Origin of the sequence: Nostoc sp. UHCC 0302, from assembly GCF_038096175.1 — a bacterium.
Lineage (GTDB): Bacteria > Cyanobacteriota > Cyanobacteriia > Cyanobacteriales > Nostocaceae > UHCC-0302.
Map to the genome: position 1 here is coordinate 1,368,652 of NZ_CP151099.1, position 20,724 is coordinate 1,389,375.

At 42.8% G+C, this 20,724-nt stretch carries 14 protein-coding genes; 8 read left to right on the forward strand and 6 right to left on the reverse strand.

Annotation, left to right across the window (positions count from 1 at the left end):
* Positions 1-351 precede the first annotated feature (351 nt).
* Positions 352-645, reverse strand: a complete 294-nt coding sequence (locus WKK05_RS05635; protein ID WP_341528788.1) for a hypothetical protein — start codon at positions 643-645, stop codon at positions 352-354.
* A gap of 210 nt (positions 646-855) precedes the next feature.
* Here WKK05_RS05635 and WKK05_RS05640 point away from each other — a divergent pair, with 210 nt between their 5' ends.
* Together WKK05_RS05640 and WKK05_RS05645 are read left to right on the forward strand one after the other, a co-directional pair.
* Positions 856-1,032, forward strand: a complete 177-nt coding sequence (locus WKK05_RS05640) for a hypothetical protein (protein ID WP_341528789.1) — start codon at positions 856-858, stop codon at positions 1,030-1,032.
* Positions 1,033-1,150: 118 nt separating this feature from the next.
* Positions 1,151-1,432 (forward strand): hypothetical protein, encoded by a 282-nt coding sequence (locus WKK05_RS05645; RefSeq protein ID WP_341528790.1) that lies wholly within the window; start codon positions 1,151-1,153, stop codon positions 1,430-1,432.
* Between the two features lie 41 nt (positions 1,433-1,473).
* On the opposite strand, the gene WKK05_RS05650 is transcribed toward WKK05_RS05645, so the two are convergent.
* On the reverse strand, positions 1,474-7,080 hold the full coding sequence (locus tag WKK05_RS05650; RefSeq protein ID WP_341528791.1) for a translocation/assembly module TamB domain-containing protein: 5,607 nt from the start codon (positions 7,078-7,080) through the stop codon (positions 1,474-1,476).
* 643 nt (positions 7,081-7,723) lie between these two features.
* On the opposite strand from WKK05_RS05650, the gene WKK05_RS05655 reads away from it, so the two are divergent.
* Complete coding sequence (locus WKK05_RS05655; RefSeq protein WP_341528792.1) at positions 7,724-9,085, forward strand: hypothetical protein; 1,362 nt, start codon at positions 7,724-7,726, stop codon at positions 9,083-9,085.
* A gap of 97 nt (positions 9,086-9,182) precedes the next feature.
* Positions 9,183-10,634 (forward strand): DUF3131 domain-containing protein, encoded by a 1,452-nt coding sequence (locus tag WKK05_RS05660; protein WP_341528793.1) that lies wholly within the window; start codon positions 9,183-9,185, stop codon positions 10,632-10,634.
* A 56-nt stretch (positions 10,635-10,690) separates the two neighbouring features.
* On the opposite strand, the gene WKK05_RS05665 is transcribed toward WKK05_RS05660, so the two are convergent.
* The 4 genes from WKK05_RS05665 to WKK05_RS05680 form a co-directional block, all read right to left on the reverse strand.
* Positions 10,691-11,086: a DUF5615 family PIN-like protein gene (locus tag WKK05_RS05665; protein WP_341528794.1), complete on the reverse strand. Its 396-nt coding sequence runs from the start codon at positions 11,084-11,086 to the stop codon at positions 10,691-10,693.
* Positions 11,083-11,457: a DUF433 domain-containing protein gene (locus WKK05_RS05670; protein ID WP_341528795.1), complete on the reverse strand. Its 375-nt coding sequence runs from the start codon at positions 11,455-11,457 to the stop codon at positions 11,083-11,085. The genes WKK05_RS05665 and WKK05_RS05670 overlap by 4 nt, the downstream gene beginning before the upstream one ends.
* 164 nt (positions 11,458-11,621) lie before the next feature.
* On the reverse strand, positions 11,622-11,822 hold the full coding sequence (locus WKK05_RS05675; protein WP_341528796.1) for a hypothetical protein: 201 nt from the start codon (positions 11,820-11,822) through the stop codon (positions 11,622-11,624).
* A 210-nt stretch (positions 11,823-12,032) separates the two neighbouring features.
* Positions 12,033-12,317, reverse strand: coding sequence for a hypothetical protein (locus WKK05_RS05680; RefSeq protein WP_341528797.1), 285 nt, complete (start codon positions 12,315-12,317; stop codon positions 12,033-12,035).
* A 581-nt stretch (positions 12,318-12,898) separates the two neighbouring features.
* Between WKK05_RS05680 and WKK05_RS05685 the strand changes: the two genes are divergently transcribed.
* The 4 genes from WKK05_RS05685 to WKK05_RS05700 all read left to right on the forward strand — a co-directional run bounded on the left by WKK05_RS05685 (position 12,899) and on the right by WKK05_RS05700 (position 20,621).
* Positions 12,899-15,775, forward strand: coding sequence for a DUF3131 domain-containing protein (locus WKK05_RS05685; RefSeq protein WP_341528798.1), 2,877 nt, complete (start codon positions 12,899-12,901; stop codon positions 15,773-15,775).
* Between the two features lie 211 nt (positions 15,776-15,986).
* Complete coding sequence (locus WKK05_RS05690; protein ID WP_341528799.1) at positions 15,987-17,048, forward strand: glycosyl hydrolase; 1,062 nt, start codon at positions 15,987-15,989, stop codon at positions 17,046-17,048.
* An 18-nt stretch (positions 17,049-17,066) separates the two neighbouring features.
* Positions 17,067-18,587: a DUF3131 domain-containing protein gene (locus WKK05_RS05695; RefSeq protein ID WP_341528800.1), complete on the forward strand. Its 1,521-nt coding sequence runs from the start codon at positions 17,067-17,069 to the stop codon at positions 18,585-18,587.
* A 21-nt stretch (positions 18,588-18,608) separates the two neighbouring features.
* On the forward strand, positions 18,609-20,621 hold the full coding sequence (locus WKK05_RS05700; protein ID WP_341528801.1) for a glycosyltransferase: 2,013 nt from the start codon (positions 18,609-18,611) through the stop codon (positions 20,619-20,621).
* The last annotated feature ends 103 nt before the right edge of the window (positions 20,622-20,724 follow it).

A 20,724-nucleotide genomic window follows, 5' to 3' on the forward strand; every position in this document is an offset into this window, starting at 1 on the left:
GAGAAGAGTATTTTTTGTGACTAATATATTAGCGAAACAATCTATTTTTCAATCAGCCAATTATTTAGGACTTACGCACATCCTACAAATTATTGGCGTTCTTAGCTAGGCTTTGGCGGTTGGATAAGTTATGTTTTCAGGACTTACATACTGAAAATGTAAAATCAAGGTTTGAGATTGTTTCGCTTTGCTATCGCTGCATATCCTGCGGGGAGGCTTATGCCAACGCAAGAATGTAATTTAGTCACGGTGCGTAAGTTCTAGTTTTTTGGGAATTTTTGCGTAATTCTTGTTATTTATATTTTTGGCTGCGTCCGTATTTGATGTATCTTAGATAGATTTCGGTCTAACCTAATGGGAATTTTCAAGCTTGTCTCGATTTACCCAACGATAAACAAATTCTTGGTTGTGTTTATGCACCTTGATTTGCACTTGCCTAGAGCCTAATTTAGATACTTCTCCAGGAATTCTAGAAACATGGTCAGAATCAGCGCGAGCTTTGTAATGCCAAATAACCTTTTGTCCTACTTCAAAGTAGTCAGAATTAGTAATTGAGGAATTTGGTGTTTTTGCCCAAGATGGAAAAGCAACTAATAAATTGACTAAAAGTACTAATACTACTAAAGCAATTCGGAAGAGTTTCATAAGTCTTGAGATTCATATAAATTTATTATATAAAATTTTTAATTGATTAGAAAATAAGTTTATTTCACTATTACTAGCATGATACATACAATATCTTTACATTAGCAAAATCCTACTAGAGAACTATCACTAATTCTTTCTGTTGACTGTAGTCTAATTCATGGCTTAGCTGGTTAGCTGTTAAACTAGTAACTGTTAAAGGTAAAAAGTATGAATAGGACACTACTAACAACTTTGATTCTTGCGCTCTTACTCTTGTTCGTCCTTTCTCCCTTTGCTGGTCTTGCTAGTTTAATGGTTGTGATGTTAGTTGCGGCGTTTTTCTTTTTAATAGGAAACCTATTTCAAGCAATTATTGGTGGTGATACCAATCCTAAAGAGCCTTGAAGAAGAAGTCATAAGTCAGAATTCAGGAGTCAGATTTGATTTTTAGCTCAGAGATTGCTTGTCTAATTAATGTTATTTTGCTAAGTCATGAACTAAAGTAAAGACAGGCAGGGAAAGCGTGGATTTGGAGCAATTTACAACGCTGATTCATGAGCATGGCTTATCAGAGTATCAAGATGAGATTTTGGCGAGTGTAGATTGGTACGAGAATTTAGTCACTCACCGCCTAGAGTTCGAGCTTTTTACCGATATCCCGCGTTGGGCAACAAATGATTTTTATGGACTCTGCGATCGCCTCAACTTAGACGAACTCAAGTTAAATTTAAAAAGGGGGATTTTAGGAGGATGTACGACGATTTTGGTTTTGTTCCAGAGATATGTTTACACCGTAGCACTTTAAGAGAAAGGTAACTGTCAACTGTCAGCTGTTAAATAGCTCCACTAAAATCGGGTTTCATACTCAACTTGTAGCTGACTTTCATCACCTAAATTAGTTGAACCTCGCATCAGAACTTCGTCATTGACTCGATAGAGCAAATTGTAACGGAAAGATTCATCACTAGTCAGAGGGCGTGATAAAGAAAGAGATATGTTTCTATTGATATCAAATACACCTTCTGCTGACAAATTGAGAACTGAAGGTCTTGATGTTTCATTGGAAGTAGTAGGCGTAGGAAATATCCGAAATTCGCTGAAACCAATAGTCTTTCCAATCGCAGTAATGGTTCCTTGCAAACCACCTAAAATAGTTGAGCTAGCGAAATTAGTCAACCCTTGTGTGGCGTCTGCTTGACCGAAATTACCGAGAATTGAGCCACCCAGCAACGCCACGATTTCTGCTCTACTACGACTAGGTTGACTCGTCAGTTCCAGATTGTTGTTCAATTCGCTAGCCGGGCCGTTGGCAGTTGCTTGGACTTCAACGGTACGTAAAGTCCCAAAGTTGCTAGCAGAAATATCGCTCACTTCGCTAGACAAAGGTGATTCCAAAATTCGACTGCTCGTCCCCGATGCTTCAGGTACAATTGCCACCAGCCGGACATCTAGGGTAGGGTCAAGTCCTTGGCTGGGAGTAAACCGCGCCGTTTGTTCGTAGCCACGCGCCAAAGTAAACTCAGTTGAAAATAAGCTAACTCGTCCTCCTGTCAACCGAATGACTCCTTCAGGAAGGGGTTTGGCTAATGTACCATTGATGGTCAGCCCACCTTTTGCCTGAAAGCTCACTATCGGTTGACTGAATAAGGCTCCTCCTGGCACAGAGTCAAGTAGAGACTGAGTAGTAACACTCACACCGTTGCCGAGAGCTAGCCGTAAATCATTAAACTCTACAGGTAATTTAGGTGTAGTTGCCGCATTAGTGTTAGTCTGTGTTGTCACTGCGGCGGCGCTAGTGTTAGATTCTGTTGTTGTCGCTGCGCCGTTATTGCTAGTTTGTGTTGTCCCTGGGGTGTTAGGGTTAAGTTCTATTGTTGTTGGAGTACTAGCATTTGCTGTAGTTGCTGATTTTGAGCTAGCAGTATTGGTTTTGCCAATGATCACCCTCCCATCAGTTAGTTCAATCTCTCCACCAATTTGAGGTTTTAGGGCTGTGCCACGAATTATTGCATCACCGCTAACACCGCCTTCATACAACCCTGGAACCGTAAAATCCAGTTTTTTTGTTATTGATACTGTCAGAGGATTCGATGCGGCTTGCTGTTGTCCTTGCTGACTGGCAAAAATTGGCAGGATTCCTGATGCAGTTACTAGCCCTTCATTATAATTACCTTGAATACCTCGAACGTTCACGGTATTGCCATTAAATTGCGCTGTACCTGTGACATTTGTCAGCGGATCTGATAGAGCTTGAGCGCGAAAAGTAGCATTGTTGAGGGTAGCATTACCATTGATAATTGGCTGGTTTAAAGTACCCTGAACGTTGACATCCACTTGCCCTTGACCGTCTACCCAACTGACTTGATTGTTGGTAAGCAGATTTAACAGTGCCAATCCTTCATTTTTCACATTGGCATTGATACTGATTTGATTATTATCGGGTTTGACTGCGACAAAAGGTAAAGGAGCAGGTACACTACCTGTAACTGCAACTGGCTGTGTTCCCGTTACCAATAAAGTACTATCAAAATTTAAACGAGCATCGTTGTAATTAAAATTCAACTGTCCTGTTTGCACAGGTTGCTTGTTTAAAGTCGCATTCGCTAGCGCCACTTGTCCTGTAACTTTCGGGTCTTTGAAACTACCTGCTAAGGAGGCGTTAGCATTTATGTTTCCAGTGATATCGATAGGGTATTTTTCGATAAAAGGCTCTAGCAGTGATAGAGGTAAACTCGCCACCTGCAACTGACCAGAAAGTTGTTCAGTTCCTAACTCTCCTGAAAACGCCACTAGTCCTTGATTAATACCTACACTCAATGGCGAGAGTGTGACGACACCATCTGCAAAATTGCCTTTAGCAATCACTTGATTAATAGAATAGTTACCCCACTGCAAGTTAGCACCTTGGACATTAAAGCCAGCATTTAACCCAGTTCGCAACGAGCCATTTGCTGTAATTGTTCCGCTCAAAGCACCCGTTAATTCGGCAAGGGTGGGCAAAGATGGGGTTTGTTTTGTTTGTTGCTGCTGTTGTTTTGCTACCGATGCTTGAATGTTTGAGAAATACTTTAATTGTGTTTGCAAATCTGTATCGGGCAAACTCACAGGTGTAGTATTGAGTACCTCTGCTCCAGCTAAATCTGGAGGTTTTAATCCTGTACTCAGGTCTTTATAGTCGAATATATTGAAGGCTTGTAAAAGTCTCTCAATTCTGGTTTGCTCAAAATTCGCTTGGACTTGAAATTTAGGATCGTTTCCAGTTTGCACATTACCGCTGAGGGCGATATTGCTGTCTGCTATCTGCAATTGTCCATTAGTCAAACTGGCAGCACCATTGGCATAACTGATGCTACCGCGAAACTCATCGGCTGCGATTCTAGCTACACGAGGCTGAGCGATCGCAACATCTCCTGCAACCCCATAGTTGTTAAGATTAACAACTAAATTACCAGATAACTGTCCTCCCAAAGGTTTCAACGTATTGTTAGGTACAAATCCGCTAACCAGAGCGATGGGAAACTGTTGGGCGTTGATAATTAAGTTATCTCCCTCTGTTCTGCCCGTGCTAACTGTTTCGCCGCGCCGGAATAAAAATGAGGTTGGGCGATAATTTGCACCTAGATTCAGCGCTATCCTATCTTGTCTCCCTGCAAGTTGCAGACTTGCACCTTGTCCGCCTTGAAAATTCACGTTTCCAGTTAAAAGTGGGTCAAATGCCAAGCCACTAACATTAAAATTCCGCAGTCGGATATTGCCGTTAGCTTTAGGAACAGCTGGAGTACCTGTAACTTGCCCATTAAAATCAAGTAGTCCCGCTATTGCTTGGGTACTTGGAATATTCAAGCCAGTATTTTTGAGGTTGAAATCTTGCGCTCGCACATTCAAGTTAAATCCAGCGATTTGCGGTGTGCCACTGTCAGGTAACTGAACTGCGATCGCACCATTAGCTCTCAACCCTGCGGTAGATGCACTATTAACTATAATTTGCTGTCCATTCCACTGAAGTTGAGCTGTCAGCGGTTGTTTGAGCAGCGCTAACCCTTCGGAAACACGAATTCTGCCAGCGGCTCGAATATCTGCAAGTTGGAAAGATGGTGCTGTACCTGCAAATTGGATATTACTATTAAGCCGTCCTTGGAGTTGTGGTGAGAAACGGTTGACCTGAACTTGAGATGTATTAGCAAGTACTTGCCAGCGTCCAGCATCAAAGCTAACATTTCTTAAATTAACTGTACCGCCAGCCAGATTTAGCCTTGCTTGTCCTGTGGCACGAATGTTTGCAGGTTGAAAAGAAGCCGTGCTTCCTGACAAATTCAACGCCGCATTGCTTAACACTCCTTGGAACTGCGGTGGTATCTGTCCAAAACGGCTCAATTGCAGTTTTTGGGCGTTGACAAAAGCTAGCCAGCGTTGTTGTACAACCTGACCCCTAGCCCTGATTGTACCGCCTGCTACATTCAAGACAGCACTTGGTAAGAGGATATTCTGCCCTTGTTGAGTAACAACAGCTTGACCCGTAATTGGATAGCTAGCACCGGGTGCTTTCACCTGTGTAACTGCCCGCAAGTTACCAAGAGTGCCAGAAATCTGAGAATTTGCCGAGACATTACCAATCGTAAGCGACGGTGAGGAGTTGTACGCTTGAGCGATCGCATCTCCTGGTAAATTTTGAGCTTTAACGTTAAATGATACCCTGCCTTGGGGTGCTAGCTGAAGTTGACCGTTAGCTGTGATTTGCCCGCCGACTTCTGGAGTTACTCTGCTAGAAACATTGACGTTTAATGGTGAACCAACCGCACCTGTAACTTTGGCATTGGCATTGATGCCGCCGAGATTAATTGGAGTTGAAACATTGTAACCTTGAGCGATCGCATTTCCTGGTAAACCTTGAGCTTTAATATCTACCGCTACCCGACCTTGGGGTGCTAGTTGAACTTTACCACTTGCCACAATTTGCCCACCGGCTGGCGGCGTCACTTGTACACTAGCAATGTTAAGTTGTAAAGGCTGTTTGCCAAGTGAGCCAGAAACATCTGCTTTTGCGGAGACATTCCCAGCGTTAATTGGTAAACTCAAGCCGTAATTACGTGCCAGTACATCTGCTGCGATGTTTTCAGCTACAACGTTAAATTTGACATTACCACCTAGTGTAGCTTGACCGCCTCCGGTGATTTCACCGCCTGTAGCTGGGACTAATTTCAGATTAGAAACAGCAACTTGCGATGCATTTTTTAATACATTCAAACGAAAGTCACTATTCACAGCTTTAAATTGAACACGGTCAACTTGGATGGGTTTAGTGTTGCTCAATGTCCCACTGAGAACTGGTTGTTGAAGAGAACCCTGAACTTTAATATCTGCACGCACTTCGCCAGCAGTTGGGACTGGCGAATTTACTTTCAACGTGTCTAAAATATTTTTTGCACTAACTGGTTTTATTTGAGCCGAGACATTAAAACCTGTTTGGGTACTAATTGTTCCATTTGCCAGAATGGGAACTTTGCCAACATTCGTACTGAGATTTTGTAAAGCAACTGTCTGACCCTCAAATGCAAATCTGCCATTAAAATTAGAAACCTGCTGAGGAATATTTGGAATTTTAACAGTGACTTGATTTGCAGTAGCTGTTCCCGTAATCGCTGTTTCTGACAGATTTTGTGGAATCTGAACTCCTAAATCAGCATCTAAACCACCTGCTTCCAAGGCAATTGGTAACTGAATTAATCGACTAATATCAGATGCTTGTAAATTTTGTGTTTGCAGCTTCAGACTAGTTTGCTGAGTTTTTAGTTGTGTCTCGCCAGCAATTTTAATTGCGCCTCCTCTAGTGAGTTGACCATTTATGTCATAACTAACTCTTTGATTTTGATCTAAAAATCGGGCTACACCACCAACTTGATCTAATACTACTGAGCCTTTCGGTTTCGTTGGTGTGGGGGCTGGCGATAATTCCACATCCCCATCTTCAAGTCGAAGTGACTGCAACTCAGTTTTAATAGCCCCTTTTCCCTCACCACTCTTAACTTCAGCCGTAACCCAGCGCCCATCCTTATCTTGCTGGATATAGACATTAGGCTGAACTAATGTCACATTTAATCCCAGTGTTCGAGTAAAGAGGAGCTGTAAGGGCGAGAATTGCACCTCTACAGCTTTTACTGTCACTTGGTCTGGGTCTGTTGGAGTTGCTGGTATCGATAGAGAGCCAAATCTCAGACTAGTCAGCGAAAAACGTTCAACTTTCCCTATTTTTATCGGACGTCCTAGTAATTGCTCAAGATTTGTTTCTACTAACGGTGCTAAATCTTTATATACATAGTTTTTAGCCCACCAAGCACCAACTGCAATTCCAGCCAGTAAAACGATACCTACACCTATACTAGTGCGTCTTAAAAGGAGCCACAAACGACGTTTAGATGGTTCCTGATCATTTCCTGAATTTGAAGATTGCGTCATTGTCGTTATCAGTACTGTTGTATGGAGTGAGCTGAAAGACAGACTCTTTGCAGTTGTATCAGTAAGCCACAAGCTACAGTTTCACAATATAGTTCTTTCGAGTAATAACTTTCTACCCGACATTAGTGTTTCTTGTCTTTCACTTGGGAAATTTCGCTTAGAGTATTGTACTTAATTAAGAGTTATTCAATCTCAACGGTAATTGTATCTATTAAATAGATTAAGCAAATTGCATGATCATATGACTTGTCTCACAGCATATATATTGCTTGCAACTATCTTTTGTAAATATAGTTGATATCTTTAGATAGATATTATTAAAACTAAGTATATTTTCTCATTAATTTAGCTATTCTTCTTACCAAAGCATTCGGCGGACAGCCTGTATATGTAACCAGAGTTAGAAGTTCAACCTCTGAGAATCTTACTTTAAGAAGCCAGAATTCAGCTTACGCAAGAGCATGGAAGATAAGCGCCGACTGATCTATACTGATCTATATTGTCGAACTCAGAGATCAAAAACTCTACGACAGCTTTTAATGCGGATAAATTGGGCATCATAATGCCAAGTCAAAGAAATCGGGCTACAGCCAGAAAGTTCTTTGGCAGATTGTTATCCCATACATAACCGTAGTATTAGCCGATGACGGATAGTTTTAAAGATTATCTCTCTGTCTTTGGAGATAGTTTGTACGCTGACCTGATTTTAAGATACCTAAAGCTCCAATGGGGAGTAATCGGGAGTGTGGGTATTTGGACTTTATCGGGAACTATGTTACAGGCTGCTGAACCGCATAATAACTGGTACTCACCAACAGAATCTACCGAACGAATTATCAAAAGTAGTCCTGAGTATTTGTCTGTTAACTCAGAACTCCTGACTCAGGCAGAAGTCAAAGCGGCGACTCCTACCGCTTTAAATTTTGGTGAGTCAGCATTCTCGAAACCAGCCCCTGAGCAATTCAAGCCAACACCTGTTTTAATTGCAGCACCCGAAAACTTCAATCCTAGTCTGCGAGTACCGCCACCCAAACCACTAGCACCAGAACCCCCCCAACCACCAGAGAATTCCAATCCTTCACCAACTTCTACCGAACCAGTTAAACCATTTGCAGTTTTGGAAAATATCCAAACAGACTATCGCTATGATTCGGATAACTTTGGTCAAAACAATTTATTCATTGAACCAACAGCCCAGTTTCGGTTGAGTAATGGGAATAAAATACTGGTCAAGACAGGTTTTGACTATTTTGAGCAACGGGGTGTGGAATCAGTTACTAACATTCCCTTCCAAATTGGATGGCAGGGAAAAATTGGGGAAGTAACATTACAAACAGCAGCTGGTGTTGATTTATTCAACCGTCTACCCACAGCTATTAACCTTAATGCCAAGGTAGAGACGCCAATTTTGCAACCGCAAGTTTCTGCTTCAGGTAAATTACTGTCACTTTTAACAGTATCTGTAAATTTAGAACAGGGGCCTTACAAATCCAATGCCCGAACTTTAGAAAATGAAATTACTGCTTGGCGATATGGGCCGGATTTATACTGGCAAATTGATCGCTATACTAGCTTATTTTCGTCATTACGCCTGGGTAACTACAACGATGGCAATTCCGAAGTACAGACTTTTAGCAGGCTAGAGCGGAAGTTTGGGCAGTTTTCCGTAGCAGCTAACTTGTTCACTTGGAGTTACGATCGCGATTTAGAGCGTAGCAGTGGCTATTTCTCTCCTGGTGATTTTCTGGTTTACAACGCTGAACTAGCTTGGGAAGGAGACATTTCTAATTTCTTGCGCTGTCGCCTCGCCGCCAACCTTGGAAGGCAGCGACTTAAAGGAGAATTTGATAATGCTAGTACCTATCAAACTCGCTGTACAGTCAAGGTTTCGCCCAATATAGAAGCAGACATAGGTTACAACTTGAGTAATGTCCGCAATCAAGATACAAGCGGAAGTGCCTATGAAGGAAACTCCTTGACGGGACAGTTGCGGATTAAATTTTAAAACTCACTGTGTGTTAGTTAGCTCCCCAAGCTGGGAAGAATGTATTTGGTGAAACTCCGTAAGCAACAGTGATTTATAAAATGAGGCTTTAATCAGCATGAGTTCTGATTTTCAACCGCCATCTAAAAGCTTGTCCCTACTAGCTTCTGTAGGAGGAGTGGTTACTGCTGTAATAGCGATCGCAATTCTAAATTTTTGGTCTAAGCAACTTTCTCGAACTTCTTCTGGACAAAAGCCTGAAATCTCAACATCTCAAACAGTTTCTCCGATCAAAGAAACTCAAACAGTTGCCAGTCTAGACGCCAAATCTGTAGTTTTACAGGGGACACCCGTTAGTCTCAGCCAACTGACAGCAGCAACAACACCCTATGTTGCTCCTGGAGTTGGCACACTCACCCCAGAGGAAACTGCAACAGCTCGTCAAGCTTGGTCGTACTTCCAGCGCAACTGGAACAATGAAACAGGCTTAGTCAATTCCGTCGATAGCTTTGCTTCTGTAACGATGTGGGATCAAGCAGCAGCGATCGCAGCCTTAGTCAGTGCTAGAGAACTCAATATCGTGTCTGCGGCAGAATTTGAAGCCAAAATGACCAAAATGTTGAAGACTCTAGCTTCTTTACCTTTATACAAAAAGGAACTACCCAACAAAGTTTACAATCCAAAAACTCTCATCCCTGTTAACTACGGTCAACTAGAACAACGAGAAGAAATTGGCTGGTCAGCAATTGACTTAGGACGCCTAGCAATCTGGCTGAAGATTGTCGGGGCTAAGTACCCACAGTTACAACCACAGACAGAAGCTGTGTGGAAGCATTGGCAAGTCAAGCGTCTCACGAAAAACGGACAAATGTACGGTACTGCTGTTGTCGAAGGCAAAGAACAGTACAACCAAGAAGGACGCTTAGGTTATGAGAATTATGCTGCCTACGGTTTGAAGCTATGGGGATTAGATGTCAAACAAGCCGTAGATTATCAGTCCCATACTGCCTTCGTCAATCTTTACGGGCAAGGAATTCCTTACGATCGCCGCGACTATAAAAATTCTGGAGCTAACAACTACGTTCTCAGCGAACCCTATATATTAGACGGGATCGAAACCGGGTTTCAAGCTTTGCCTAAAGCTTATGCAGACCGGATTTTAGCTGCTCAAGAAGCTCGTTATCAAGCGACAAAACAATTAACTGCTGTTACTGAAGACAACTTAGATCGCCCTCCTTACTTTGTTTACGGCAGCTTATTTGTCAACGGAGAACCTTGGGCAACGATCACAGATACTCGACAACAACATAACAATTTGCGGTTTTTGAGTGCCAAAGCAGCGATCGGCTGGCACGTACTATACAACACTGCTTACACGCGGCAATTATTTGATTTCGTTCAAACTAATCTCAAGTCCAAAGATGGTTGGTACAACGGCTTTTATGAATCTCTGCGTCAGCCAAACAAAAGTCTTACAGCCAACAATAACGGGGTGATTCTAGAAAGCTTGCTATATAAACGAGTTGGTAAGCCTTTAACTGTTTGGGCAGGAGTGAAAAGCCAGAAGTAAACCGAGAGAGCTATCAGACACCATAAGTTACAGCTAAGATTCTAAGAGCAGGCGCATCATGGAATGAAAATTCGCCTTGCGCCCAGATAATCTTCAATGTCAACCACAATATCAACTAATCGATTAACGCAACGCTCCCGATAATCTGGTTCAGTAAGTAGCCGATCAATATTACCTATCGTGACGACGGGTAGTGATGTCGGAGTATTTTCCTGACGCATCACTTGCTCCAACGAGTCTTTGCCCTTCATACTTCGGTTAGCAGTTATCAAAATCATCTGATTAGCCTGAGCATACTGCCAAACAACGCGATCATCGCTCGTGACTGCTAACCCCACTTCTTCAAACAAGATAAAGCGAATCGAAATTAAGTCAAGCCAGCCACTTGCAGCAAGGCTACCTGCTAGAACAACGGAATGTCCTCGTAGATTATGATCAACCAGAAAGTTCATGCTTGTGATTCAAGCTTGGCTCGTTCTGCTTGAAGTTTTGCTCGAATAGCCTCTGTACCTGGCTTTGGAGGTTTTGCAGCAATACGGGCAGTTCGCTCTTGGTTTTGTTTTTCGTAATACTGCCGTAGTTCTTCGGTTTCCTTAAGGACAAGATGATACTCTGCTTCAACCTCTGTACGGTGTGCATTAATGTAAGATAGTGCAGAATTCACTTGCTCATCTGTGAGACTAAGCATGGCACGGATAAACTTCGGTGGATACTGTTCTGTCACATAATCCATCACGTCATACAGAGTGATGCGAGTGCCTGCGATCGTCAGTCCACGTTCTGTGCGAATAATAGCTACTTGCCCATTTGATGCCAGAGTCATATCTCAATGCTCCTCTGAAACTAACTTTATACTATCCTATGAAAAAGTTATAAATTTAAGCGTAGGCAGAGCCTGTCGTAGACATCGCGGGATCAATGTTCAAGGTGTGCATCAACTCATAACCGCAAAAATGGCAAATAGTGTGGTTAACGAAATCATATATATCAGGACTTACGCACAGGTAACGGAAAATCGAACCACAGAGGACGCAGAGGACACGGAGGAATAAGAGTTTGAGAGAGTTTTTGCATAAGTCCTAATATGTTAATGTTCGCGCTCACCAGTGCAAGGCGATGTCTACGACGGGCTACGCCTACGCTCGGTGGTAGCTTTAAGACTTGCTCCTTCAATTCTTGTAGCAACATAGACGGCTCCTATAGTCGAAGGTGTCTACCATCTAGATATGGGTGATCGCGCCTTCTATGACCAGATTTCTTGACCCTGCTACAGTTCCCAAGTGCTGGTCTTATCTTTATTTTGTGATCGCACCATTTTGCGATCGCGGGAGAATGTGCAAAGTGGGTATCAACTCATAACCGCAAAAATGATAAAAAATTTATTCAACAAAGCATTTGCTACTTCTGCCAAGACGCACGCCGCCATGCTGCTTTGGGGATACTACCAACCTCAATGCCTTTAACTCGAATGGATTTCGCTTTTCCATCCCACCGAACGCAGAACTCTCCATACTTCTCATAGATTGACAGAAGCGTTGTTTCTGCCGCATTTATTTCTTCTATTTTTCTGTCAATATCAGCTTGCTGCGATTTCTCGTATTCACCAATGAATATGCCGTTGCTTTCAATCAGCAGCCGATTCATTTTTTTTCCAATGGGTTCGACGCGCACAAACAAAGTCATGCTGCTAATCTCCTTTGGGGCTAACTAGTTATTAGACTGAAACTTTCCAAATATCAATAAATTTTCTATATATCGTCAATATCCGACTACTATACTGAATTTTCCGTATAACTATTTTGTTTGGAGCTAATATCAAGAAATTTTCTGTGTATTCTCCTTTTTCAGATAATAGGTAAAAATGTTCCGTATATTTACTTGATTTTGTACGTAAGCATAGTCTTTTCAGTATATTCCTCGCTGATATCCAGAAATTTTCTGCATAACATTCAAACTAGGACATTATACGGATTTTTTCTGGAGATTATTCTATGGAATAACGCTTAAAAAAGCTTATGTAATAGGTGCAAGATGCTACAGGCGTATATCAACTTTTGATTAAGTGACTTTATGGTACAGAGTTACGGTTAACTGAAAAATTGGTTTAAGAGTTAAAGATGTTGATTTCGCACAAAACCAAATTAGTGTGCGCGATTTGATGTTATGCGCTGACGCTACTCGACTGAATTGATAAAGCTCGATTTATGAATATAACTGTAAAGATGCGCTATTACGCTGTTAACTGCTAACTTCTTCTTTGTATTATGATATACAAACTCCGTCAACAAAAGCTGTTGAGATGGATTGCATTGTTCTTGGTTGGAACATTTCTACAATTTTGGTTTTACATCCCTACACCAGTTTTTTCGCAAAATCCTAGTAATCTTGCAACTTGTAACAATATTACAGCCCCACTCACCCCTGAAGAACAAACTTACGCTACTGCGGCTTGGCAGTATTTTGTCAAAAACTATCAGCCTGCAACTGGATTTACTAATTCCACAGGGGGCTATCCTTCCGGCACACTCTGGGACATGGGGAATTACCTTATGGCATTGAATGCGGCTCGCTGGTTGAATCTCATTGACCAAGCCGATTTTGATGCCCGCCTCAATAAGTTTTTGACGACTCTTAGCAGCCTCAAGCTATTCGAAGACGCTTTGCCGAATAAAGTTTACAACGCAGCCACTGGACAAATAGTTGATTACGGAAATAACCCGATTGAAAAGGGTATTGGTTGGTCTGCTTTAGACCTTGGCCGGATGCTGGCTGCATTTGATGTTATTCGTAGCTGTCATCCTCAATACAATGAGTGGCTGACAGGAATTGTAACAAAGTGGCAGGTAGGGCGATCGCTTAAAGATGGACAACTTTTTGGAGCGGCAGTTCTACCAGACAAAACAACATTATTGGTACAAGAAGGACGACTGGGCTACGAAGAATATAGCGCTAGAGGTTATGGACTTTGGGGTTTTCCAGCACCGAAGGCCATAGCTCTAGAACCGTTTAAGTTGATAGAGGTCAATGGTGTGAAGATTCCAGTTGATACCCGTGACTTTAAAAGCACCAACGCAAATAATTATGTTGTCAGCGAGTCTTATATCTTGGATGGCATTGAATTTGGCTTGCAAGGTGAGTTAGCTGATTTTGCCGCCAGGGTATTGGATGTGCAGAAACGGCGCTACGATACTACAGGTCAGTTAACTGCGGTCACAGAAGACAATATTGATCAAGAACCTTATTTTCTCTACAACACCGTCTACGCTAACGGTCAAACCTGGGCAACAATCACTGATGGCAATCAGCCTTACCCCAAGTTACGCAGCATTAGCACAAAAGCTGCTTTTGGCTGGCGCTATCTTTTTCCAGACAATGCCTATGCCCAAAAAGTTTTTGATGCAGTCAAGGATCTTCGTAGTCCCGATGGCGGTGGTTACTATGCTGGCATTTATGAGGAAACAAAGCAACCTAATAAAGCTCTGACTGGTAATACTAATGGGCTAATTTTGGAGATTTTGTACTACAAAGCTAGAGGAAATCGCCCTTTAATTGCCTCTGGTTCTGCAAATGTGGCAACCAAACCAGCTACTAACAATGCTTCTGCCACAACCCCCTCAAATCAAACAGAATCCAGTCCTCAGTCTGCTAATGAAACCCCCTCAAATCAAACAGAACCTAGCCCTCAGCCTCCTACTCAAACCCCCACAGATCAAGTTATTGAGGTGAGCGTTGCACCTATTTCACCAGTTGGTAGTCCGCAAACATCTTCTAAACTCAAGCTGGCTCGACCGCTGACGCTGATTGAACGGCGTTATGCAGACGCGGCATGGCGATACTTTCAGGCAAATTATCATTCCAAAAGTGGGCTAATAGACGATCGCAGTGATTTCAAAGGTGCAACCCTCTGGGGATTAGGAGATTATCTCTCAGCACTCCATGCAGCCCGATCGCTCGATATTCTCTCAGCTAAAGAATTTGACCAGCGCACCCGCCATCTTTTAGGAGCCTTGACAAAATTACCATTATTTGCGGGTGAATTACCAAGCCGGGGTTATGATACGCGATCGCTCCAACCAGTAGATTACGGCGGTAATCCAGTTCCAGAAGGCAATGGCTGGTCAGTTCTTGATATCGGACGGCTCTTGGCAGCACTTTACAACCTAAAGACCTGTCATCCAGAATACACGGCAGCAGTCGATCAAATTGCGCTGGATTGGTCATACTTGCGTGTGGTGCGTGAGGGTATTCTCTCTAGTGCTGCTGTCACAAAAGATGATGAGCGAGTACTTACCAGAGTTAACCCTGAAACCCGCTTAGGTTATGAAGAATATGCAGCCCGTGCTTTTCAATTATGGGGATTTGATGTGGGACGTTCTGCTGTTGGGGGTGAATACCAAACTGCCTCAGTGGAGGGTGTAAAAGTCCCAATCCAGCGCCGCCGAACAGATACTAAATCAAAAGTTAACCAATACACGGTGAGCAATCCTTTCTTGCTTTATGCACTGGAGTTTGGCCTAGATCCACAAATGCGATCGCTATTTGAGCCAATTTTCCAGGCACAAGCTGAACGTTACCGCCGTACTAAAACCCTGACAGCCTCAGCTACCACCTTAATTGATCGTAAGCCCTACACTGTCCACAGTACGATTATTGGGCAAGGTGAACCTTGGGTTGCATTAGGAGATGATGGTCAACCAGTACCAAAGGGACGGGTAGTAAGTACAGCAGTAGCTTTTGCTTACAATGCCTTGCTTCCAGAAGCGAAGTATGCCCAAGAGTTACTCCAAGGAACAAATGATTTGTATAACCCCTTAGCTGGCTATTATGAAGGCTTCTATGAAACCACAGGTAAAACGGCGATTGGTTTTACCAGCAGCACCAACAGCATAATTTTGCAATCCTTGCTCTACAAGTTAATGAATCGTCAACCTCTGATTCGTCCGACTACCACCGCTATGAACTCCCTTTGGTGGCAAGCTGTAAGCAAGGGCGATTCTGGTCGAGGTCTACCTAGTACTGCCAAACAAAGAACTAGGTTAACTTCTGATAGTTTCGGAACTTACTGGATTTCAGATAGCAACGATAAAGGTCGCGCATCATTAAATGAAACTGAAGCCAGAAGAAAGGAATTAGCCCCTTGAGTGAATTCAAAACTTTTAAGTAGCGATAGAAATCAAGTACACCACAATAGGTGAAAGCTCTCTGTGTCTTTGTGGTTTAAGATTTTTTACCACAAAGACACTAAGTTTTTTATCTATTACGAAGCCATAGTTGTTAATCAGGAACCAGAGTTGGGAATACTTTGTATGAGGCAATGAAGGCATTGCCCACCTGACCGCAAGAGCAACAGACATGAAAAGTCATAACCCTGCTAATCATTTCAAATTTATGTGGAAGGGACGGCTAGCATTAATAATGCTAATTTTGCTAATTTGTCCTTCCGGAGGTAGAAATCTCAAGGCAGTTGGTAACCAACCAGCCGTGAAGTCCTCCAATGCACCTTTACTGCTGGGTCTATATGCTTCAGACTATCTAGGGACTCAAGGTGTAATTGACAAACAATTGCGTCAAATTGATCAATGGGCTGGTAAACGCCATTCAATCGCTGGATTCTTTTTTGATATTGAAGACTCGAATCCAGGATACAATATCCCAGTTTCTCTAGAACAGTTACGGCAGAACGGATACACTGCCTTCATCAATCTTAAATCCTCTCACTTAGCGTCTGAGATTGCCAGAGGAGACTTAGATAAGTCTCTGCAAAAAGTGGCTAAAGCTTATGCCAAATGGACAAGTCGAGGAGAGGGGCGTATGGCATTTATTGCGCCATTACAAGAGATGAATATTCCCGGTGAGAGGTACAGCAAAGACCCGAAAAACTTCAAGTTGGCATACCAACGCATCTACAAAATATTTAAAGAAGCAGGTGTGTCTCCAAAAGCAGTGCGTTGGGTGTTTGCGCCGAATGGTTGGAGTGAAAACGACGAACACCGTTTTGAAAACTACTATCCTGGCAACGAGCAGGTTGACGTCGTTGCTTTCAGTGCATATAACTGGGGATATTGTAGCAATTCCAGTTGGAAACACTGGAGTAACTCTCAAGAAGTGTTTGAGCCTTATATCAAGCGGATGCGGTCAATGGCTCCCAGCAAACCGATTTTCATTGCTCAAACAGCCACTACAAGTAATACAAAAAATGGTTCTGACCAGGCTGCTAAAGACCAATGGTTCCGCGACTCCTACACTCAGCTAGCTGGTATGGGTGTACAAGCCATTCTCTACTTCAACATTAATAAAGAGTGCGATTGGTCTGTTTACAGTCAAAGCGGCGGCAAATCTGCTGGCTATAAAGACGTAGTAGCTAATCCAACTTTTGGTTACTTATCCCCTGCCGATTTGGCAAAGAAGTTATAGATAGCCACAGGAGGGATAATGAGCCTGATTGTGCAATCCATCTTGTATGCAACAACAAATCAGAAGTTGCTGATTTGTCCTAGTAAAGAGATTTGGCAATGTACCTCCTCTTTAATTATTGCTGCCCCTGATAACTTTAATCCTGATTCACAGTTTCCACTACCAAGACCTAAGCCGGAACCTACTGCTCCTACAGTCACTCCCGCACCGCCAACACCACCAAAAGCTCCAGTCACTCCAGCACTGCCAATAGTACCAAAACCGCCAGCCACTCCAGCACCGCCAATAGTACCAAAACCGCCAGTCACTCCAGCACTGCCAATAGTACCAAAACCGCCAGCTACTCAAGAAAAACCTGCTGCTCCTTCTATCAGAACCTCTCCACCGCGATTAACCCAAGAAAGGGATCAAATTGCTGCCCAACGAGCTTGGAAGTATTTCGATCGCAACTGGAATCCCCAAACAGGTTTAGTAAATTCTGTGGACAATCTGCCGTGGACAACTTGGTGGGATCAAGGTAGCGCTCTATTAGGAATTCATGCGGCACGGCAGTTAGGGTTATTGTCGCCAGACCTGTTTCAACAGCGAATGAATACCTTACTCAAGACTTTAGAAACACTGCCGCTACCTGCAACTGGATTGCCTAACAAAGCTTACAGTACTCGTACTGCCCAAATGCGCCAACTTAATGACACCCCCGATCCCAAGGGGATCAGTGGTTGGTCTGCTCTAGATATGGCGAGATTTTTATTAGGACTACATATTATCCGATCGCATTATCCAGAATATAGCGATCGCATTAATCGCATTGTCGCTCGTTGGAATTTATCAAAACTCGTCAAAGATGGTTGGTTAAACGGTGGCATTACCGGAACTGGTGGAAAAATTCGGGAAGTACAGGAAGGACGGTTAGGCTACGAGCAATACGCGGCTCACAGTTTAAAGTTGTGGAACCTTCAGGCTAATAATGCTCTCTCCAATCCCCCAGTCAAGACGGTTCAGGTAGATGGTATTACTCTGCAAGTCGACGAGCGTAATTTTAAAAACTCTGGAGCTACCAACTACTTGACGAATGACCCTTATCTGCTCTGGGGTTTAGAAATAGGTTTGACTGACGCTGTTAAACCTCAAGTCGAGAGTCTTTTGCAAGTGCAAGCACAACGTTTTCAACGTACTGGCATTTTGACTGCTGTCAATGAAGATTCTTTAGACCGTCCGCCTTACTTTCTGTATTACAGCATCTACGCCAATGATCAACCTTGGCAAGCAGTTAACACTAGGGGGAAATCCTATCCTCAATTCAGATTTGTCAGTACTAAGGCGGCATTTTCTTGGTTTGCTCTCATGCCTAATCACCCCTACAGTCAAACACTGCGTAACTTTGCTCAGAATTTGGCTGATAAAAATCGTGGCTACCTTTCAGGACGATATGAAAATCAAAAATTAGGTGTTAATGCTTCAGTTGACGTTAATACAAACGCAGTTGTTTTAGAAAGTTTGCTTTACCAAGCTAGAAACAAACGTCCACTCGCTTTTTAATTTTATTATTTTGGTTTCAACATGACTTCAGTTTCCCTTGTTGACAATTCATCAACCTTTCCAGGCAACAGCCGCTCACTCCTTAAAAAAAGAACGCTGCTATTTCGGTACTTGGCAGAAATCAATTTAATTTTTGGAGTCTGGTATTTACAATGGCGCATTACCCATTCCGTCAATTTTGATGCTCTGTGGCTTTCTATTCCCTTACTACTAGCAGAAATTTATAGCTATTTCGGTGGGGTAATGTTTGTGATTGGCTTGTGGCGTCCTTTAGTGCGACAGGTTAAGTCTCTAGACCAGTTGACGCCAGCTATACCCAAATCCGACTGGCCGACAGTAGATATATTTATCACCTGTTATAACGAGCCGCCAGAAATTGTGGAAGAAACTGCTAGAGCAGCGTTAGCAATAGATTATCCACCGACAAAGCTACGGGTTTATGTGTTGGATGATGGCAACTCGCCTGCGATGAGAGAGATGACAGAAAGGTTGTGTATTGAAGATTTGCGATCGCCACAACTACAACAAGAAGCAAATCGGCTTGACGCAGAGCATTCTCGTTTGTTGGAGCGCTTGAATCAACTAGACAATTTGACACCTAAGACTAAAGCAGCTGAACAATGGCTGCAAGAATTATCCTCAGAACAAGTTCACAGCCTTGACCAAACTGCCGGATTTGTCCAAAGTCTGCAAAAGTTGATTCTTTGGTTACATCCTGCTCATCAAAATGTCAGCAATTCTGCTGTACAAACATTAAGCGATCGCTTAAAAGACGAAAGACTTGTTTTAGAAACAGCTATTCGTAAAAAAGAACGGGAACTAGTTGAAATCGCTCGTTTTCGCTACATTGCTCGTCCCAAACCAGCTGGTGTCGTTCACCATGCGAAAGCAGGTAATCTGAATTACGCGATTTTTTCCGGAGAAACTTCAGGAGAGTTTATTCTCACCCTGGATGCAGACCATATTCCCAAACCGCAATTTCTTAAGCGAGTTTTGCCGTATTTCTACACCTATAATCTCTTCGCAGGAAAATATGAGCAGAATCGAATTGCCTTTGTGCAGACTCGCCAAGATTTTTACAACCTTCCTCCAGGCGATCCCTTTGGACATCGAGCCAATTTATTTTATGGGCCACTCCAACAGGGTAAAGATGGCATGAATGCTGCTTTCTATACGGGAACAAATGCCGTATTGAGGCGTGATGCACTGATTAGTGTTGGACTACAACATTTTTCTGATGAGTTTGTCAAAGATGAAAAACGTTTAGATGAATTTCAATTAGTTGGAGGTGTATCTAGCAACAGTATTACAGAAGATATGAATACAGCTATGCGTCTGCATGGCGCAGGTTGGAAATCTATTTATCACAATGAACTTTTGGCAGAAGGTTTAGCACCAGATGACCTAAGTTCTACACTTAAGCAGCGGCTACGCTGGGCGCAAGGTACTATCCAAGTACTAATTCGAGAGAACCCACTGACAGAGCCAGGATTAAGTTTTTGGCAAAAACTGCACTATTTTAAGACGATGTATAGCTATTTCTCTGGTTTTTCTACTCTGGTTTTTATTTCTTGCCCAATCATCTATTTTTTCACAGAAATTGTACCAGTGAAAACCTACGGGGCAGATTTTGCTATACATTTTTTTCCAGCTTTTATCCTTAATCGCTTGACTTTTTTGGCAGCTACTTGGGGTATTCCAGCTAGAGAAGTTTGGCGCTCTGAACAATATGCGATCGCTTTATTTCCCTTATTAATCCAAGCTGTCATCAGCGTCTTCACTGGACAAAAAATTAACTTCCAAGTAACGCCAAAACAGCGACAATCTGGAATTTATCTGCGGCTAGTTTGGCCTCAATTACTTGTCTTTGCTCTCACTATTTTAGGAATCTTCTGGAGCCTTTACCGCTTTGCAATTGGTCATCTAAATAATCCTTGGGTTCACTTACTTAATAGCGCCTGGGCTGTCTACAATTTGTCACTTTTGTGGGCTATCATCCGGGCATCTTTCTGGCAACCTCCGAAGAATGCTTAATGCTGGGGATTGGGGAAGGTGAGGCCCCCTCTGGGGAACTCGGGGCCCCCTTTGGGGATTAGGGGCGAAGGGGCAATGGGGATTGGGATATTGGGTATTAAGT

What these genes read in the sequence shown, in the direction of transcription:
- WKK05_RS05700 (WP_341528801.1), top strand. Translation starts at nt 18,609, where the DNA reads ATGACTTCAGTTTCCCTTGTTGACAATTCATCAACCTTTCCAGGCAAC.
- WKK05_RS05635 (WP_341528788.1), bottom strand. Translation starts at nt 645, where the DNA reads ATGAAACTCTTCCGAATTGCTTTAGTAGTATTAGTACTTTTAGTCAAT.
- WKK05_RS05655 (WP_341528792.1), top strand. Translation starts at nt 7,724, where the DNA reads ATGACGGATAGTTTTAAAGATTATCTCTCTGTCTTTGGAGATAGTTTG.
- WKK05_RS05640 (WP_341528789.1), top strand. Translation starts at nt 856, where the DNA reads ATGAATAGGACACTACTAACAACTTTGATTCTTGCGCTCTTACTCTTG.
- WKK05_RS05650 (WP_341528791.1), bottom strand. Translation starts at nt 7,080, where the DNA reads ATGACGCAATCTTCAAATTCAGGAAATGATCAGGAACCATCTAAACGT.
- WKK05_RS05670 (WP_341528795.1), bottom strand. Translation starts at nt 11,457, where the DNA reads ATGACTCTGGCATCAAATGGGCAAGTAGCTATTATTCGCACAGAACGT.
- WKK05_RS05675 (WP_341528796.1), bottom strand. Translation starts at nt 11,822, where the DNA reads ATGTTGCTACAAGAATTGAAGGAGCAAGTCTTAAAGCTACCACCGAGC.
- WKK05_RS05665 (WP_341528794.1), bottom strand. Translation starts at nt 11,086, where the DNA reads ATGAACTTTCTGGTTGATCATAATCTACGAGGACATTCCGTTGTTCTA.
- WKK05_RS05685 (WP_341528798.1), top strand. Translation starts at nt 12,899, where the DNA reads ATGATATACAAACTCCGTCAACAAAAGCTGTTGAGATGGATTGCATTG.
- WKK05_RS05660 (WP_341528793.1), top strand. Translation starts at nt 9,183, where the DNA reads ATGAGTTCTGATTTTCAACCGCCATCTAAAAGCTTGTCCCTACTAGCT.
- WKK05_RS05680 (WP_341528797.1), bottom strand. Translation starts at nt 12,317, where the DNA reads ATGACTTTGTTTGTGCGCGTCGAACCCATTGGAAAAAAAATGAATCGG.
- WKK05_RS05695 (WP_341528800.1), top strand. Translation starts at nt 17,067, where the DNA reads ATGAGCCTGATTGTGCAATCCATCTTGTATGCAACAACAAATCAGAAG.
- WKK05_RS05690 (WP_341528799.1), top strand. Translation starts at nt 15,987, where the DNA reads ATGAAAAGTCATAACCCTGCTAATCATTTCAAATTTATGTGGAAGGGA.